This is a genomic window from Nonomuraea insulae (genome assembly GCF_042656245.1).
The window spans coordinates 16,837-32,678 of the sequence record NZ_JBHSPA010000108.1 but is presented as its reverse complement, the minus strand read 5'-3'; the positions used below and the strand labels follow the sequence as shown (position 1 = coordinate 32,678).

Genomic DNA, 15,842 nt, shown 5'->3' with positions numbered 1-15,842 from the left:
CCTGCTCGCCATTGTCCGCGATCACGCTGCGGCAGCTCGCACCGGGGGTGTGGTGCGTAGGCTGGAGGTCGCGTGGAAGGGGCGTGGGTGCACCGGATCCTGTGGCTGGTGGTGGCCGTCGCTTTCGCGGTGGGCCTGGTCCTTCCGGAGGATCCGCGGCCGGAGGAGTGCCCGTCCCGCGACACCCGCGTGGTGGCCCCTTACGCGGTGACCGGCTACTGGGTCATGCCGCGCGCCGACCGGTGCGTCACACAGCGCATGGTGGAGGCCGTCCACGCCATCGGCGGCGACACGCTGATCACGTTCGGCCCGCGGTTCTCCTCGGATCAGGAGGACTTCGCCGACTGTCTCGTGGACGGGCGGCCGTGCGCCGAGTTGCCCGGCAAGCGGGTGCGCCAGGTCTACACGTACGCGACCAGCGAGGAGTTCGGGCAGAGCATGTTGCGCTGCCCGGGGATCGACCGGCGGATCGAGAGCAGGGGCCGGATCTTCTACCGGCTCTCCCTGGCCACCTCCTGCGCCGACCCCGAGCACGACCTGGTGCTCGTCTCCACCGACGGCGACGGCCTGGGCAACCTGGTGCGGGAGGCGTCGGCGTACGGCATGACGGTCTTCCCCGGCCTGCCCGCCGCCCCGCAGCGCGCGGACAAGCCGTGGGAGCCCGACCTCACGCACCTCGCCGCGCTCAGGGCGTTCACGGGGCGGGTGCTGGCGGACTACCGGGAGCGGTTCAAGGGGCTGGCGGCGTTCGGCGGGGTGTACCAGTCGTTCGAGCTGGCCATGCGGGCGCGATCGGACAAGGATCCGATCATCTCGTTGTACGGGGCCCAGCACGCGGTCGTCGCCTCCGCGCTGCCCGGGAAGAAGATCGTCGTCAGCCCGTACATCGACGCCCGCAGAGGCCGCGGCTTCCCGCCCGCGCAGGTCGAGGAGGGGCTCGCGGACATCGCGGGCACACGGGCCGGGATGCCCATGGCGATCGCGGTGCAGGACGGGCGGGGCACGGGCAAGGTGCCGGTGTACGGGCCGCACGAGGCCGGCGCCAAGGTGGCCCCGCGGCTGGTGCCGGTGGTGGGGGACGTGAGCAACGCGCAGGCCTACTACGGCTCCACCGGCGACTACGTCGAGGCGGCGGCCCGGCGGGTGCCGGACGGGGTGGAGCTCTGGGTGAACATCGAAGGCTTCGAACCCTCCCCCGCGGCAGGGGAGTGCGGGCGGGTGGATCCGTTGCCGTTGCGCGGACGTACCACGAAGAGCCGGCTCGACCAGCAGATCATGGCGGCGGGGACACACGCCTCGAAGATCATCTCTTACGGCTGGGACCCGTTCTTCACCTGCCAGGCCCGCTACGACACACCATCACTCGCCGACGACATCGCGGCCGGGTGGCAACAGCCGATCATCGTCGGGGCGTCCCGCAAGGACATGAACGGACGACCCGGCATCCTCGTCGAGGGTCACAACCTGCGGGGCGGTGTGTTGCGGTTCGGCGGGGTCGAGGTGAAACAGGAGCGGTACGGGCGGGGGCGCCTGGAGTCGGCCTGGGCCCCGTACGTGCCCACGGGGGAGTGGACCTCCATTACGGCCACCAACGCGGCCGGACAGTCGAGCACGAGCGCTTATGTGATGCGCTGAGCAGCGCATCTGAACTACTTCAGATATGCTGCTCAGCATGGCCACGAAGTGCTTTCCGTACAGCACGTTCCTCAGAGGACCTTCTGAGGTGCTGCCGACTCTCGACAATGCCGACGTCATCCTCGAACGGCGCGATGACGAGAACCTCATCCTCATGCGGGCAGAACGATTCGAGGCGGGTGTGGCCAGTCTGCGCATCGCCGCGAGGGCGCTGGCGATAGTGGCCCGCCGGAACGGCGATCTCGCGGAGGAAGTGCTGGCCGAGGAGCTTGCCTGGCTCATGTGGCTGCCGGAGACGGAACGGCGTGAGTGCGTCCGCGAACTTCTCGGTCACCTGATCGCGGGGGCGGACACGGGAGAGTTGTTGCCCTTCGCCCGAGCGCTGATCTCGTGGCGATCGACTGCGGTGATCTGGAGCGATCCGGAACTCGCCCGTGAGCTCCAAGGGCCCTTCTCCGGGGACGGTGCGGAGGTTCCCCGCCCGAAAGGCGACTCCTGATGCCGGGGCGGGGGGATGATGTTCCGCGGCCACATCCCTGGCGCGTCCGCTTCGCGGACCGGCGCGCGGCTGAAGGTTGGCAGCATCTGCTCGCTCAAGCCCCGGAGAACCTCGACCGGGCGTGGGTGGCCATCACCGGTGATCCGCGACGAGTCGACTGCCGCCAGCATCCGCTCAAGGGGGCGCTCGGCGTCGTCAAGATGGGCGGCCAGCCGCTCGAACAGTGGCAGTATGAAGCCACGTCCGGTGGTCGGCTGTGGTACGCGGTGGATGACGAGGAACGCACCTTGTGGATCACCCGTGCCGGGACGGGACACCCGAAGCAGACCGATCAGCGGCGAGCCCGGTAGGGCGTGGTTCGGCGGATCCCTCCTGCCGGAAACTTGAGGATCATCCCTCGAAAAGGGTTCGGCCCCAGTAGTCTCCGCCGTCCCGAACGCCTGGTGGGCAGGCGAAAAGTGCGCTGGAGACGTGTTTGATGTACTCGTTGAGCGGGTCGTTGCGTGCCAGGCCCATCTGCACGGGCACGAACTGTTTGCGCGGGTCGCGCTGGTAGGCGATGAAGAACAGGCCCGCGTCCAGGCGGCCGAGGCCGTCGGAGCCGTCCACGAAGTTGTAGCCGCGCCGTAGCAGGCGGGCGTCGGCGTGGGAGCTCGGGTGTGCCAGGCGTACGTGAGCGTCGCTTTTGATGTGCGGCTCCCCGTCCGGTCCCTTGGCCGCGAAGTCCAGCGGGTCGAACTCCGCCCGCTTGCCCAGCGGCGCCCCCTCGCCCTTGTTCCTGCCGAAGATCTGCTCCTGCTCGGCCAGTGACGTACGGTCCCAGGTCTCGACCATCATCCGGATCTTCCTGGTGACCAGGTAGGCGCCGCCCGCCATCCACGGGCTGCCGTCCTGGGCCGCCGCCCAGAGGTGGTCGCGCAGCAGGCCGGAGTCCTCCAGTTTGAGGTTGTTGGTGCCGTCCTTGAAGCCCATGAGGTTGCGTGGGGTGCTCTGGGCGCGGGAGGTGGAGGACGTACGGCCGAAGCCGAGTTGCGACCAGCGGACGGAGACCTTGCCGAAGCCGATCCTGGCGAGGTTGCGGATGGCGTGCACGGCGACCTGCGGGTCGTGCGCGCAAGCCTGGACGCAAAGGTCGCCTCCGGAAATTTCCGGAATGAGCTGGTCTTTCGGAAATTTCGGTAAATCGGTCAGGGGGGCCGGGCGGTGCCTCGCCAGGCCGAACCGGTCGTCGAACAGCGACGTCCCGAACCCGACCGTCAACGTCAGCCCCGACGCCGGCAACCCGAGCGCCTCGCCCGTGTCGTCCGGCGCCGCCTCAGGAGCACCGCCCACCGCCCCGTACGAGCCCGCCTCCTTCCCCTGCGTCAGCCGCGCCGCCGCGGCCGTCCACTCCTGCAGCAGCTCCACCAGCTCGGCCCGCTTGTCCGTGGTGACGTCGAAGGCCACGAAGTGCAGCCGGTCCTGCGCGGGCGTGACGATCCCGGCCTGGTGCTCGCCGTAGAAGGGGAAGGGGTCGGAGGTGGAGGTGGCGTGCGCCTGGGGCGGCTCGTCCAGCAGCGTGTTCGCCGCCACCATCCCGGCGCCCAGCGTGGCGGCCCCGGCCGCGCCGAGACCGAACACCTTCCTCCTGCTCACCCGCTCCTTCGCGGAGCCCTGCCCGTCGGTCGTCATCGTGCCCGCCTCCCTACTTCGCGACGACCGGCGCGATCTTGCTGATCGGCTCGGCCAGCGCGTTGATCGTGTCGGACAACGTCTTCAGCTCGGCCTTGGACAACTCGTCGTGCAGCCGCCACCCGTCGCCCTTCTGGTGCGCCGCGAGCGCCGCCTCCGCCGCCGCGAACTTCTCGTCCAGCGTCTTGACCAGGTCGGGAGCCCGCTCCTCCAGCACCGGCCGCAGCGCCTGCACGGCCGCCTTGGAGCCTTCGAGGTTGGCGTCGAAGTCCCACAGGTCGGTGTGCGACCAGATGTCCTCCTCGCCGGTGATCTTCCCGGTAGCCACCTCGTCGAGCAGTTCCTTGGCGCCGTTGGCCAGGTTCAGCGGGGTCAGGGGGGTGGCGTTGGCCTTGGCCACGATGGTCCTGACGTCGGCGATCAGCTTGTCGGCCATCGGGCCGCTCTTGCTGATGTCCCGGTGAATCCACAGATCCTTCTCGATCCGGTGGAAACCGGTCCACTCCTCACCCTCGGCCAGGTCCGCCTCGCGGCCGTCGATGGCGGGGTCGAGGTCACCGAAGATCTCCGCGACCGGCTCGATGCGCTCCCAGTACGTACGCGACACCGGGAACAACTCCTTGCCCTTGCCGATGTCCCCGGCCTTGACCGCGTCCACGAACTCCTGCGTCTTGACCAGCAACGTGTCGGTCTGCGACTTGACGTAGCGCTGGTAGCTCTTCGTGGCCTCGGCCAGCTTGGCGTCGGCGTTGAGCGGTTTGTGCTCGCCGGTCACCTTGAACGCGTTCCGGAGGCCCTTGCCGATCATGCCGGGTTTGCACGCCGTCTCGTACGCACCCGCGGGCAGTTCGGTGATGAGCTCCCTGGTCAGGCCCGGGACGATGTTCTCGACCTCGGCCATGACGCGGTCGCCCGGCGCGTACACGTAGAACTCGGTGACCTTGCTGCCGCCGTTCGTGATCGAGAACGTGGTGGTGCCCGCCGCGACCTCGGTGGCGGCCACCTTGCACTCGGTGTCGGACGCGGCCACGGTGATCTTGCCGGGTCCGGAGGGGGAGGGCGCGGGGCCCGAGCCGCAGGCGGCCATCGCCGCCAGGGCCAGCGCGCCGGCGGACAGGCGGATCGCGGTAGGCATGATGACTCCCGTTCAGGCCGAGGCGGGCGCGGGGGTGGGCTTGACGCGCTGGGGTCGCAGGAAGAGGAAGAGGGTGGGGACGAGGTACGCGGCCCACGCCACGACCTCGGCGACACTGGGCTGCGGGGTGATGTTGAACATGCCGGTCAGCAGGGCCGCGTACCAGGAGTCGGCGGGCAGGACCGCGCTGATGTCGAAGGCATACGTGCTCAGGCCCGGCAGCACGCCCGCCTCCTGGAAGTCGTGCACGGCGTACTTGAAGATCCCTGCGGCCACGAGGATCAGCAGTATGCCCGTCCAGGTGAAGAACCGGGTCAGGTTGATCGTCACGGTGCTGCGGTAGATGCCCCACCCGATCAGCACGGCCGTGACCAGCCCCAGGGAGATCCCGATCAGCGGCTGCGCCGTCGCGGTGGCCCCCTGCACGGAGGCGAAGAACAGCAGCGCCGTCTCCAGCCCCTCGCGGGCGACGGTCAGGAACGCCATCACGACCACCGCGACCCAGCCCAGCTCCAGCGCCTCCGACAGCCTGCCGCGCAACTCCTTGGAGAGCGCCCGCGCCGCCCGGCGCATCCAGAAGATCATCCAGGTGACGAACACGACCGCGAGCAGCGAGGTGATCGCCTCGAACAGCTCCTGCCCGGTGTAGTCCAGGCGTGCCGCGGTGAAGGTCAGCAGCGCCCCGAACGCCACCGACAACACGACGGCCGCGCCGACCCCGCCCCAGACGTGGGGCAGCCGGTCCTTGCGGCCGCTCTTGACCAGAAAGGCGACGAGGACCGAGACGACGAGCGCCGCCTCGAGCCCTTCGCGTAGTCCGATGAGATAACTGGCGAACACCGTTCGCTCACCGCCTGCCCGAGGAGAGCCTTGCCTAAATTAGGACAGGCAAAGCAAACCTGCGCAAGCTCCCAGAACGACAGCTCATCCTTGGAGGTTGCCGGACAGCAGGTCGAGCAGGGGCTGGCGGCGTACGCATCGCTCCAGCAGGAACGAGTCGGCCAGCTCGACGAGGTCGTCGTCGCCGAGCCCGCCGAACAGCCCCGCGTACTCGGGCAACAGCGCCTGCGCCAGCAGGATGTGCCTGATCAGGTCGTCGGCCTGGTAGCGGGCGCCCCAAGGGTAGGGATCCCAGCCGGGGAACTCCGAGGAGATCAGCTCGTGCAGCGGCGCCAGCACGTCCGCGGACTCCTCCATCGTCGAGCCCCAGCGGTCCACGCCGAGCCGCTGCTTCTTGGCCATGAAGTCGCCGAACCTGTCCAGGTACGGCCCCGCGGCGTGCACCAGACCCTGCAGCCCCACATCCTTGTACGTCCACAACGACCAGCCCACGTCCTGCCCGTCGTAGATCTCGAGCTGGTCCCGCAGGATCTGGTAACGCTGGGCGTCCATGTCCGGCTTGCCGGTGTAGACGGGCCCAAACTCGCCCACCCACAGCGGGGTGCCGGTCTCGCGCTGGAAGCGGGAACGTTCGGCGAACGTATGCTCCAGTTCGCCGCGGTCGCACCACTTACCGCGGGTGTACCCCGGATAGGGGCCACCGTGGGCGAAACCGGCCAGCGCATAGTCGTGGAGAACAAAGACGGTGTTCTCATACACCTCACGAAATATCGAGAAATCGGTGGAGTAGGTGTTGCCGTCCAGGAACAGGATGTGATGCGGATCCGCGGCCCTGATCGCCTTGACCAGCCTGTCGTAGAACGGGCCGATCGCCTTGCCCGACACGTCCCCAGGCTCGTTGACCGGGTTGTATCCGGCCACCCAGGGATGGTCGCGGTAGTGGTCCGCGATCACCTCCCACAGGTGCACCGCCCGGTCCTGGAAGTGCCGGTGCTGCCAGAACCCGGCCATGTGGGTGGGATTGTCCGAGTGCCAGTGCTGGTTCTGGGAGCCGGGCAGCGCGTGCAGGTCGATCACGCTGTAGACGCCGTGCTCGCCCAGGAGGTCGATCACCCGGTCCAGGTGGCGGAAGCCGCGCGGGTCGAGCTCCAGGGGCCGGTCGTCGGACTCCCAGTGACGGTAGTTGACCGGGATGCGCACGCAGTTCATGCCCATCCCGGCCAGCAGGGCCGCGTCCTGTTCGGTGAAGAACGAGGTCAGCAGCCGGTCGAAGAACAGCTCCGCCCGGTCGTCGCCGAGGACGGAGCGCACGGCGTCCCGCATGGAGGATTCGTTGGCCGGGTGGCCGGTGATGAAGTTCTCCATGTTCATCCAGCCCCCGAGACCCACCCCCCGCAGGCGTACCGGTGTGTCGTCGTCCCGGACGAGCTGGGTTCCGGATACGTGAAGCACGAAGTCACCCCTTCGTCGCACCGGCGGTGAGACCACCGACCAGGTGTCGTTCCGCTATGGCGTAGAACCCGAGCGCGGGCACCATGGCCAGGATGAGATAGGCCAGGATGCGGGCGGTGTCGGAGGCGTACTGGCCCTGGAACTGCTGGATGCCGAGCGGAAGTGTCCAGCTCGCCTCGTCGCTGAACACCACGAGCGGCAGCATGAAGTTGTTCCAGCTCCCCACGATGGCCAGCACCGAGACGGTGGCCATGGCGGGCCTGGCCATCGGCAGCAGGATCCGCCAGAAGAACCCGAACGGCGTGCACCCGTCGATCGTGGCCGCCTCCTCGATCTCACCCGGGATGCTGCGGAAGAAGCCGCGCAGGATGATGATCGTCAGTGGCAGGCCGAAGGCGGCCTGCGTGAGAATGACGCCGAGCGGGTTGTCCAGCAGCCCGAACGTGCGCAGCAGCACGAAGATCGGCAGGATGGCCACCGCGAACGGGAACATCAGCCCCGCGGTGAACAGCGTGAAGAACAACTCCCTGCCCCGGAAGGCGAACCTGGCGAAGACGAACCCCGCCAGCGCCGCCAGCGCGACCGTCAGCACGGTCGTGATCACGGCGATGAACGTGCTGTTCCACACCTGCAGCCAGAACGAGCCCGAGCCCAGCACGTCGGTGTAGTTCGCCGTGATCCACGCTTCGGGCAGGCCGAACGGGTTCTCGGACAGCTCGCTGTTCTCCTTGAACCCGCCGAGCAGCGCGTAGAAGACCGGGATGACCATGAACACGCCCACGATCACCGCGATCACGTGCAGCGGCAGCGTGTTGCGCCGCCGTCTGGCCGGGCTCCGCTTGCCGTGGTTCATCGCCGGCCTCCCAGGGACGTCGTCGCGCCCTCCAGGTCCCGGCGCATGACGAAACGCTGGTAGACGAGGGCGAAGACGAGGCTGAGCGCGAACATCACGACGCTGATCGCGCTGGCGTACCCGACCTGGGAGCGCTTGAAGCCCCAGTCCATCATGGTGACGGCCATCGTCTCCGAGGAGTGCGAGGGCCCGCCGCCGGTGAGGATCCAGACCAGGTCGAACAGCTGAATGGTGTAGATGACGGACAGGAAGATGCTGATCCGGATCGTCGGGCCGAGCAGCGGCAGCGTGACGTGCCTGAACGTCTTCCAGCCCGTGGCCCCGTCGATCTGGGCGGCCTCGATGAGCTCGTTCGGGATGTTCTGCCGCCCGGCGAGATAGATCATCATGTGGAAACCGAAGTACTTCCAGGTCATGACCAGGAAGAGGGCGGGCATCACGGTGTTGGGATCGGCCAGGAACTCCGACTCCAGTCCGAACACCGACAACACCCGGGTCGCCAGGCCGCTGCCGGGCGAGAGGATCAGCGAGAACAACACGCCGGTGATGACCTCGCTGAGCACGTACGGCGCGAAGAACAACACCCGGTAGAGCGCCCGCCCGCGCATGCGCTGGTTCAGCAGCATGGCGATGGCCAGCGAGAACGGCAGCTGCACGAAGATCGACAGCAGCACGAGGACCAGCAGGTGCCACAGATCCTGGGCGAAGATCTCGCTGGTGAACAGCCGGGTGAAGTTGTCCAGGCCGATGAAGTTGGACGGCAGGCCGCCGAAGCCGTTCCACCTGAACACGCTCGAATACAGGGCCACCAGCATGGGGGCCACGACCAGCAGGAGGAAGAGCACCAGCGCCGGCAGCATGAACAGGGCGATGGTCACCCAGCGCCCACGGCGCCTGGTGGCAGGGGCGGGGGCCGGAAGCTTGAGCGCCTCCGGCCCTTTCGTGAGCGTCGTCATTCTTCGCTCTTGGCCACTTCGGTGATGTCCGCGCCGACCTCTTGCGGCGTCTTCGTGCCGGCGATCAGTTCGGCCACGCTGTCGTTGACCTGCTGGCCGACGGCGGGCGGGTAGGCCTGGTCCAGGTAGAGCTGGTAGCCGCTGGCGGCGGCCAGCAGGGTCGCCACCTGCTTGAGGTTGGGGTCCTTGACCGCGCTTTCCTCGCCCTTGAGCACCGGCAGCACGCCACCGGACTCGACGGCCTTGGAGTGGTTGCCCATCTCCGTCATGAACTCGACGAACTCCACGGCCTCCTTCGGCGCGTCCGCGCCCACGGCCAGCCCGCCGCCACCGCCGAACGCGTCACCGACCGAACCCTTGCCGCCCTCGACGGCCGGGAACGGGAAGAAGCCGAGGTCGTCGCCAAGCCCCTTACCCGAGTCTGTCTGCACGCTCGGCGCCCACTGGCCCATCAGCTCCATGGCGGCCTTGCCGTTGCTCACGGTGGCGGACTGGCCGTCGGGGGTGGAGTACGCGGCGCCCAGGAAGCCCTTCTGGAACGGTTGCAGGTCGGCCAGCGCCTTCACCTGCTGCCCGGCGGCGACGAAGTCGGGCTTGGTGAAGTCGTGGTCGGTGGCGGCCTGTTTGAGCGCGTCCAGGCCGGCGATGCGCAGGGCCAGGTAGGCCCAGTAGTAGTGGCCGGGCCACTTCTCCTTGCCGGCCAGCGCGATCGGCGTGACGCCCGCGGCCTTGAGCTTCTTGACGTCGTCAAGGAACCCCGACCAGGTGGCGGGGGCTTCGGTGATGCCCGCCTTCTCGAAGAGTTTCTTGTTGTACCAGAAACCGACCAGGCCGATGTCGGTGGGCAGGCCGTAGGTTTTGCCGTCCAGTTGGTACGCGCTCAGCGCCGCCGGCGTGAAGGTCGGCAGCACGTCGGCGGTGTCGGCGGAGATGTCCTTGACCAGTCCCGCGTCGATCTGCTGCTTCAGTACGCCGCCGCCCCACGAGGCGAAGATGTCGGGGGCCTTGTCGGACTGCGTGATCGTGGTGAGCTTGGCCTTGTACGCGTCGTTCTCCAGAACGGTGGCCTTGATCGTGACGTTCGGGTTCTTGGCCTCGAACTCCTTGGCCCGCTGCGCCCAGAGCGACTTGAGGGGCTCGGCGGTCGACAGGTGCCACCACTCCAGCGTGACCTTCTCGGGGGAGCCGCTCGTGCCTTGCTGAGGAGCGTTCCCCCCACCGCCGCCACAACCTGCCATGAGCACGGCGGCGGCCACTAAGACGAGACTACGTTTCATAGGGGTTCCCTTCCTCAGCTGAGTGGCGAAAGTTTCGTTAAACCCCCGATAATTTCGATGACGCGATCGTAGGTAAACGCCGTGTAAAGCGTCAACACCTCGGCCGGGAGCGATCCCAAACCGAAACTTTCGGATACACTCCCGATTTGTGTCAGCGAAGAGACGGGTGACGATCGCACTGATCGCGGAGGAGGCCGGGGTCTCCATCCCGACGGTCTCGAAGGTCATCAACGGGCGCCCAGAGGTCGCTCCGGCGACCCGTCACAAGGTCGAACGGCTGCTGCAGGAGCACGGCTACCAGCGGCGCATCAGCCAGGACGACACCCCGGCGGGGCTGGTGGACCTGGTCTTCGCGGAGATCGAGTCGCCCTGGGCCATGGAAATCGTCCGAGGGGCGGAGGGCGCGGCCCACGAGGCGGGCGCCAGCGTCGTCATCTCGGTCCTGCACACGCACGCGGGTCCAGGCCGCGACTGGCTGGAACGCCTGGCCGCCCGGCGTACGGACGGGGTCGTCATAGTGGCCTCACGCCTGTCGACCGGCATCCAGGCCCAGCTCAGCGCCCGCTCGCTCCCGTTCGCCGTCGTGGACCCCGAGGGCGAGCCCGCCCCCGGCGTCGTCTCGGTGGGCGCCACCAACTGGAACGGCGGCCTGGCCGCCACCCGCCACCTCCTCGAACTCGGCCACCGCCGCATCGGCATGATCAGCGGCCCCTCGGACATGTTGTGCAGCCAGGCGCGGATAGACGGCTACCGCGCCGCCCTGGAGACGGCCGGCCTTCCCGTGGCCCCCGACCTCATCAGGCGCGGCACGTTCCTCGTGGACTCCGGCCACGACCAGGGCCACGCCCTGCTGTCCCTCGCCAACCCGCCCACGGCCATCTTCGCGGGCAGCGACCTCATGGCCTTCGGCGTCTTCGAAGCGGCCCGGCAGCGGGGACTGCGGGTTCCCGAGGATCTGAGCGTGGTGGGATTCGACGACCTGCCGCTGGCGAAGTCGGCCTGGCCGCCGCTGACGACGGTACGCCAGCCACTCCAGGAGATGGCCGCCCTGGCCACCCGTACGGTGCTGGCGATGGGGCACGGGGAGGTCCCAGAGACGAAACGGGTCGAACTGGCCACGGAACTGATCGTCAGAGAGAGCACCGCCCGCTACGACCAGTAGGTTCCCCGCAGCCACCCACCCGTTGCCCGTCTGGGTGGTAAACCATGGACGCCCGCCCCGAGCGGTCCTCGCTGTCGCTCGGGCTGTCCCTCCTGGTGCGCCTTCGGCGCACAACGGTCTTCGCGGTCAGGCGCTTCGCGCGTGGGGCTCAGGCGTTTCCTCCAGTCGGGCCGGAGCTTCGACCCCCGGAGGACTTCGCTTCGCTCAGACGCCTCACTTACGCGCAGGTCATGCTCGGGAAGATAGGTTGCTCGGTATGACCGCTCAGCCTGTGGAGCCCGTTGTGCCCCGTGATCCAGGTGAGGATCCGGCGGCGATCTTCGAGGCGCTTCCGCCGCCGTACCGTGCCCGGTTCCGGGCGGAGTACGACGAGGCTTTGGAGGCCGCGCACGACTTGGCCCGCTTCAAGCAGGTGCAGACGCTGTTGCGTCAGTGGCGCCTGCGTGCGATCGCTTACGCCCGCCCGGGCTACGAGGAGGCCGTCCAGGACGCTCTCCAGAAGCGTACGGAGACGTTCACTCCCTACACCCCGCCGGAGTGGGACGTTGCAGGCAGGAAGTCAGGAGTTCGAATCTCCTAGGCTCCACCATCGAAGGGTCCGGGTAGGTGGGCCGGCGCTCACCCAAACCCCGCCCCGAAGGGGCTTCGCAGGGGCGCTTCGCGCGGGAGGGCTCAGGCGTCCTTCTTTGGCGCCTCCGGCGCACCCAGCTCGGCCACCTGCTGAGCGTGAGCGTGCTGCCCTCGATCTCCCTCGGCATCATCCCCCTCGGCGCCGACCGGTCCACGATCTGGCCGACCGAGGGGTTCTTCATGTTCGACGACGCCGAGGTGACCGTCGAACTCGTCTCCGGCCACCTCACCGTGACGCGGCCGCACGAGATCGGCATGTACGCGGGAGCGTTCACGGACCTGGCCGGACTCGCCGTATACGGCAAGTCGGCACGGACTCTGATCAGGTCCGCGCTCGCAGCCCTGGATGAATAGGCTCGGGCCCGACGTACGCATCAGGCCCAGCTCATCATGCCTCTGCCACGCCTGCGGGCACACTCATCGCGTCCTCAGGCAGCGTGTCTTTGGTTGTGTGGACTTCCGCCCAGACCGCCCTGCCGCCGAGGGCGTCCTCGCGTACGCCCCAGAAGGCCGACAGCTGTTCGACGATGCTCAGCCCCCGGCCTGCGCACGCCGTGTCGCTGAACTCGCGCAGGCGAGGAACGGTCACGGATCCCTGATCGATGACCGTGATACGCGCGGTGGACTCGTCGAGCGCACTGACATCCACCGTGACCAGGCCGCCGGACAAGCGCGAGTCGGTATGGAGCACGGCGTTTCCGACCAGTTCGCTAACTACGATCAGCACGTTGTCCACGTCCTGATGTCCAGCGCATTTCAGAACACGGCCGACGCAGTGGCGAGCCACCGTGACCGAAGAAGCGACACCCGGAAACACCAGCTCTGCGAGGAACTGCTCCATCACGACTCCGCTCCCCGCAACACGCAGATGGCCGGTGAAGGGGCGCAGTGGAAGCGCGTCGTCGTATGTGCCAGCGATGACGCAGAGTCGTGGCGATCTCGCTGTTTGTGACCGAAGATGACCATGCTGGTCCCTTCCTTCGCGTGTGCTGACGGAGATCCCTGATGGCGCCGTGTCTCTGGGGCGCGGGGTGTATGAGTGGTAGTGTTCACGTGAATACCTTTAAATGCAACCATTCATTTAAAAGCCATCAAGCTGTGGCCTGGAGAGAGGGAGCAAGGACGTGGCCCGCGGCAAGCACATACCGACCGTGGCGAGCACGCGCTTGGCGAGCGAGCTTCGAAACCAGCGCGAGAAAGCAGGCATGAGCCAGGAGGCCGTGGCCGAACAGATGGGCTGGGCCGAAAGCAAGCTCTACCGGATCGAGAACGACAAGAGCCGGGTCCTCCAGCGCGACATCAAGCGACTGCTGTCCCTGTACGGGACGGAGAGCGCGCAGGCCGAAGTGATCACCGAGCTTGGCCGCCTGGCCGGCGAGCCTGACTGGTGGCACCAATACTCGGGGGCGATCCCTGAGTGGTTCCAGGTCTATGTGGTGCTGGAGGCGTCGGCATCACGTCACCTGGGGTACGACTCCGAGCTCGTTCCCGGCATCATGCAGACCGAGCGTTACGCACGAGCGATCATGATGACCACGCCCGATCGCGGCCCCGATGAGGAGATAGAGAACCAGCTCAAGGTGCGTAAGAGCCGTCAGGTGCGGCTCTCCGGAGCCAATCCTCTCAACCTCTGGCTGATCTTGAACGAGGGCGTTATTCGTCGCATGGTGGGCGGGCCGGACGTCATGCGCGAACAGGTCGAACGCCTGATTGAGGTCGCGCAGCTCCGCAACGTCACCGTCCAGGTGCTGCCGTTCAAGGCCGGCGAACACAGCGCCATGCACGGCTCATTCACGATCTTGGAGTTTCCAACTCCGCACGACCCCGACAAGGTGTACCTGGAACAGCAAATCGGGGGCATATACACGCAGAAGACGCATGAGGTGGAGCGATATAAGGTGATGTTTGACGATCTGCGTGCCCGCGCGCTCGGCCCGAGAGAGACGATCGCCATGTTTCGCTCGATCGTCACAGAATTAACGTGACAGCGCCTCAGCAACGAGGGAGAAGTAACCGTGGACCTGAGCGCTGCGATCTGGCGTAAGAGCGCCCAGAGCGGCAACAACGGTGGCCAGTGCGTCGAGGTCGCTGTGGTGCGTGGCCGCGACGCTGGAGTGGCCAACAAGGCGGAGGAGGAGTTCGTCGTCCTCGTCCGGGACAGCAAGAACCAGGACCGCCCGCCGGCCGTGTACACCGTCCCGGAGTGGGACGCCTTCTGCGAAGGCGTGCGAGAGGGACGCTTCGACTCCTCGGCCATGATCAAGGAACTTGGGACGGCTTCTGCCGCCTGACTGGGGCCTTAGGCAGCCGATCAAATCTGTCTGCGAGCCCAGGTTACTGATGGCGACGTCGTCCCGGAATCGCCCGAGGCCCAGGAGGTGCGCTGGGTGGCTGCCAAGGACCTGGAGGCCCACGACAGCGACGAGCCGTCTTCTGGCGGTTGACGACATCGCATGGCCCGTCCACGAAACACCGACAAGCCTCACTTGTCCCGGCATCCCGGCCGGAAGTGAGACAGCTACAGCGATGATGGTGGCCTCGGAGGAAGGAATCCCCCGCCTTCACTTCAGGCGGGGGAGGATGTCTAACGAGCCCGTACCGAGAAGCCCGGCAGGCGCCGCGTCGGCCTACTGTGTCGATCCGAGCCGAACGGCCTGAGCCTGCACGCCAGTGGGAGCGTCCCAGGTGGCCCCGACCCCGACCAGATGCCAGCCATCGGAGCAGTCGGCGGTGGTGTACAGGAACGCGGTGTCGGTGGTGTCGTTCGAGAAGCGGACCGCACCATCGCCCAGCGGCAGGCAGGTGTCGCTGACCGGATTCTCGACCTTGAACTCCGGCCCGCCGGAAGTGGTGACGTAGGTGTAGGAGCCCGTGGCCGCCTGTGCGGACGGCGCGGCCAGCAGGAGGGCGACCAGCGGGGCGGCGAGCGTCACCGGCCCGAACCCTTTGTGCTTGTTCATATGCGAAGAGTAATTGGCTGGTAATGCCAACGCCACGCCTTTTCGGGCGCAGGGAAGGTCACTGCCAGGCGGCGGCGACCACGAGCACCGCCCATCCCGCGATCACGCTACCGAGTGGCGTACGGCGCGATCCTTCATGGCACCTGTCTTTGATCGCGGGTGAGCCGGGCGAGTCCGGTGATCATGAGTGCCACGGACGCCAGGCCGACGGCGACCACGCTCGGCAAGTACCAGTGCGGGCCCTCGATCACCACCTCCAGGACTGCCTCATCGCTGTCGCCGAGCCGGAACGGCGTCCAGATGCACGCGAACAACAGCACTAAGAAGTACGGCAGGACAAGGACGAACGCCGCGGCCGCGGACGACTCGGTCACGCCGTACCGTCTGATGCGCCAGACCATGACGGCGAGGGCCAGGGTGAGCGCGCCGAACACCCAGGTGTAACCCTTGATCACCGTGTCAGCCACGGCGAGAAAGCTTTCTGCGGCCTGAAGGTTGGGCCAGTCCTCCTCCGTTGCGCGGGAGATGGCCAGCGCCTGAGCTCCGCCGACGAGACCGAGCACTGTGATGATCGGGCCGGCCGAGAACGCGGTGACGAACAGCACCGTGCTGCTCCTGGCGGCGAGGAGGGCGGCGAGGAGCGGCACGGCCGGAACGGCCACGATCGACCAGGCGCTGAATAAGTCGTCCATCGGCTCTTTCTAGTCGAGCCGGAGGCCGTCCGGAAACCAACCGCACCGCTGCCCGGCCAATTCGGCGGCGCCGCAGCCGC

General features: G+C 67.5%; 18 protein-coding genes. 8 read left to right on the top strand and 10 right to left on the bottom strand.

All coding sequences use genetic code 11. The features are described from left to right. The first annotated feature begins 72 nt into the window (after positions 1-72). The 3 genes from ACFPZ3_RS60330 to ACFPZ3_RS60320 are packed head-to-tail and all read left to right on the top strand — an operon-like array spanning position 73 to position 2,484. On the top strand, positions 73-1,635 hold the full coding sequence (locus tag ACFPZ3_RS60330) for a hypothetical protein (RefSeq protein WP_379523479.1): 1,563 nt from the start codon (positions 73-75) through the stop codon (positions 1,633-1,635). Between the two features lie 37 nt (positions 1,636-1,672). After that, positions 1,673-2,134 carry a hypothetical protein gene (locus ACFPZ3_RS60325; protein WP_379523478.1) on the top strand — a complete coding sequence of 154 codons (462 nt, stop codon included), beginning with the start codon at positions 1,673-1,675 and terminating at the stop codon, positions 2,132-2,134. Further along, positions 2,134-2,484 (top strand): hypothetical protein, encoded by a 351-nt coding sequence (locus ACFPZ3_RS60320; protein ID WP_379523477.1) that lies wholly within the window; start codon positions 2,134-2,136, stop codon positions 2,482-2,484. The genes ACFPZ3_RS60325 and ACFPZ3_RS60320 overlap by 1 nt, the downstream gene beginning before the upstream one ends. A 40-nt stretch (positions 2,485-2,524) precedes the next feature. Here the strand turns inward: ACFPZ3_RS60320 and efeB are convergent, their stop codons facing one another. The 7 genes from efeB to ACFPZ3_RS60285 all read right to left on the bottom strand — a co-directional run bounded on the left by efeB (position 2,525) and on the right by ACFPZ3_RS60285 (position 10,318). Next, positions 2,525-3,805, bottom strand: coding sequence for an iron uptake transporter deferrochelatase/peroxidase subunit (gene efeB / locus ACFPZ3_RS60315; protein ID WP_379523476.1), 1,281 nt, complete (start codon positions 3,803-3,805; stop codon positions 2,525-2,527). A 13-nt stretch (positions 3,806-3,818) separates the two neighbouring features. After that, positions 3,819-4,940 (bottom strand): iron uptake system protein EfeO, encoded by a 1,122-nt coding sequence (efeO, locus tag ACFPZ3_RS60310; protein ID WP_379523475.1) that lies wholly within the window; start codon positions 4,938-4,940, stop codon positions 3,819-3,821. A gap of 12 nt (positions 4,941-4,952) precedes the next feature. Next, positions 4,953-5,780 carry an iron uptake transporter permease EfeU gene (gene efeU, locus ACFPZ3_RS60305; protein ID WP_379523474.1) on the bottom strand — a complete coding sequence of 276 codons (828 nt, stop codon included), beginning with the start codon at positions 5,778-5,780 and terminating at the stop codon, positions 4,953-4,955. An 84-nt stretch (positions 5,781-5,864) separates the two neighbouring features. After that, positions 5,865-7,232, bottom strand: a complete 1,368-nt coding sequence (locus tag ACFPZ3_RS60300) for a glycoside hydrolase family 5 protein (protein WP_379523473.1) — start codon at positions 7,230-7,232, stop codon at positions 5,865-5,867. 4 nt (positions 7,233-7,236) lie between these two features. Beyond that, on the bottom strand, positions 7,237-8,085 hold the full coding sequence (locus ACFPZ3_RS60295) for a carbohydrate ABC transporter permease (protein ID WP_379523472.1): 849 nt from the start codon (positions 8,083-8,085) through the stop codon (positions 7,237-7,239). After that, positions 8,082-9,041 carry a carbohydrate ABC transporter permease gene (locus tag ACFPZ3_RS60290; protein WP_379523471.1) on the bottom strand — a complete coding sequence of 320 codons (960 nt, stop codon included), beginning with the start codon at positions 9,039-9,041 and terminating at the stop codon, positions 8,082-8,084. The genes ACFPZ3_RS60295 and ACFPZ3_RS60290 overlap by 4 nt, the downstream gene beginning before the upstream one ends. Further along, on the bottom strand, positions 9,038-10,318 hold the full coding sequence (locus tag ACFPZ3_RS60285; protein WP_379523470.1) for an extracellular solute-binding protein: 1,281 nt from the start codon (positions 10,316-10,318) through the stop codon (positions 9,038-9,040). The genes ACFPZ3_RS60290 and ACFPZ3_RS60285 overlap by 4 nt, the downstream gene beginning before the upstream one ends. Positions 10,319-10,466: 148 nt before the next feature. Between ACFPZ3_RS60285 and ACFPZ3_RS60280 the strand changes: the two genes are divergently transcribed. The 3 genes from ACFPZ3_RS60280 to ACFPZ3_RS60270 all read left to right on the top strand — a co-directional run bounded on the left by ACFPZ3_RS60280 (position 10,467) and on the right by ACFPZ3_RS60270 (position 12,464). After that, positions 10,467-11,480 (top strand): LacI family DNA-binding transcriptional regulator, encoded by a 1,014-nt coding sequence (locus ACFPZ3_RS60280; protein WP_379523469.1) that lies wholly within the window; start codon positions 10,467-10,469, stop codon positions 11,478-11,480. A gap of 256 nt (positions 11,481-11,736) precedes the next feature. Further along, positions 11,737-12,060: a DUF6247 family protein gene (locus ACFPZ3_RS60275; protein ID WP_379523468.1), complete on the top strand. Its 324-nt coding sequence runs from the start codon at positions 11,737-11,739 to the stop codon at positions 12,058-12,060. A 26-nt stretch (positions 12,061-12,086) separates the two neighbouring features. Beyond that, complete coding sequence (locus tag ACFPZ3_RS60270; RefSeq protein ID WP_379523467.1) at positions 12,087-12,464, top strand: Scr1 family TA system antitoxin-like transcriptional regulator; 378 nt, start codon at positions 12,087-12,089, stop codon at positions 12,462-12,464. Positions 12,465-12,498: 34 nt separating this feature from the next. Here the strand turns inward: ACFPZ3_RS60270 and ACFPZ3_RS60265 are convergent, their stop codons facing one another. Then, the gene (locus ACFPZ3_RS60265; RefSeq protein WP_379523562.1) at positions 12,499-12,951 is read right to left on the bottom strand and encodes an ATP-binding protein; all 453 of its coding nucleotides are present in this window, start codon (positions 12,949-12,951) and stop codon (positions 12,499-12,501) included. A 283-nt stretch (positions 12,952-13,234) separates the two neighbouring features. Here ACFPZ3_RS60265 and ACFPZ3_RS60260 point away from each other — a divergent pair, with 283 nt between their 5' ends. Beyond that, positions 13,235-14,095, top strand: coding sequence for a helix-turn-helix domain-containing protein (locus tag ACFPZ3_RS60260; RefSeq protein ID WP_379523466.1), 861 nt, complete (start codon positions 13,235-13,237; stop codon positions 14,093-14,095). A gap of 30 nt (positions 14,096-14,125) precedes the next feature. Further along, on the top strand, positions 14,126-14,401 hold the full coding sequence (locus tag ACFPZ3_RS60255; RefSeq protein ID WP_379523465.1) for a DUF397 domain-containing protein: 276 nt from the start codon (positions 14,126-14,128) through the stop codon (positions 14,399-14,401). A gap of 336 nt (positions 14,402-14,737) precedes the next feature. Here the strand turns inward: ACFPZ3_RS60255 and ACFPZ3_RS60250 are convergent, their stop codons facing one another. Continuing rightward, the gene (locus tag ACFPZ3_RS60250) at positions 14,738-15,070 is read right to left on the bottom strand and encodes a hypothetical protein (protein WP_379523464.1); all 333 of its coding nucleotides are present in this window, start codon (positions 15,068-15,070) and stop codon (positions 14,738-14,740) included. 134 nt (positions 15,071-15,204) lie between these two features. Beyond that, positions 15,205-15,762: a hypothetical protein gene (locus ACFPZ3_RS60245; RefSeq protein ID WP_379523463.1), complete on the bottom strand. Its 558-nt coding sequence runs from the start codon at positions 15,760-15,762 to the stop codon at positions 15,205-15,207. Positions 15,763-15,842 lie beyond the last annotated feature (80 nt).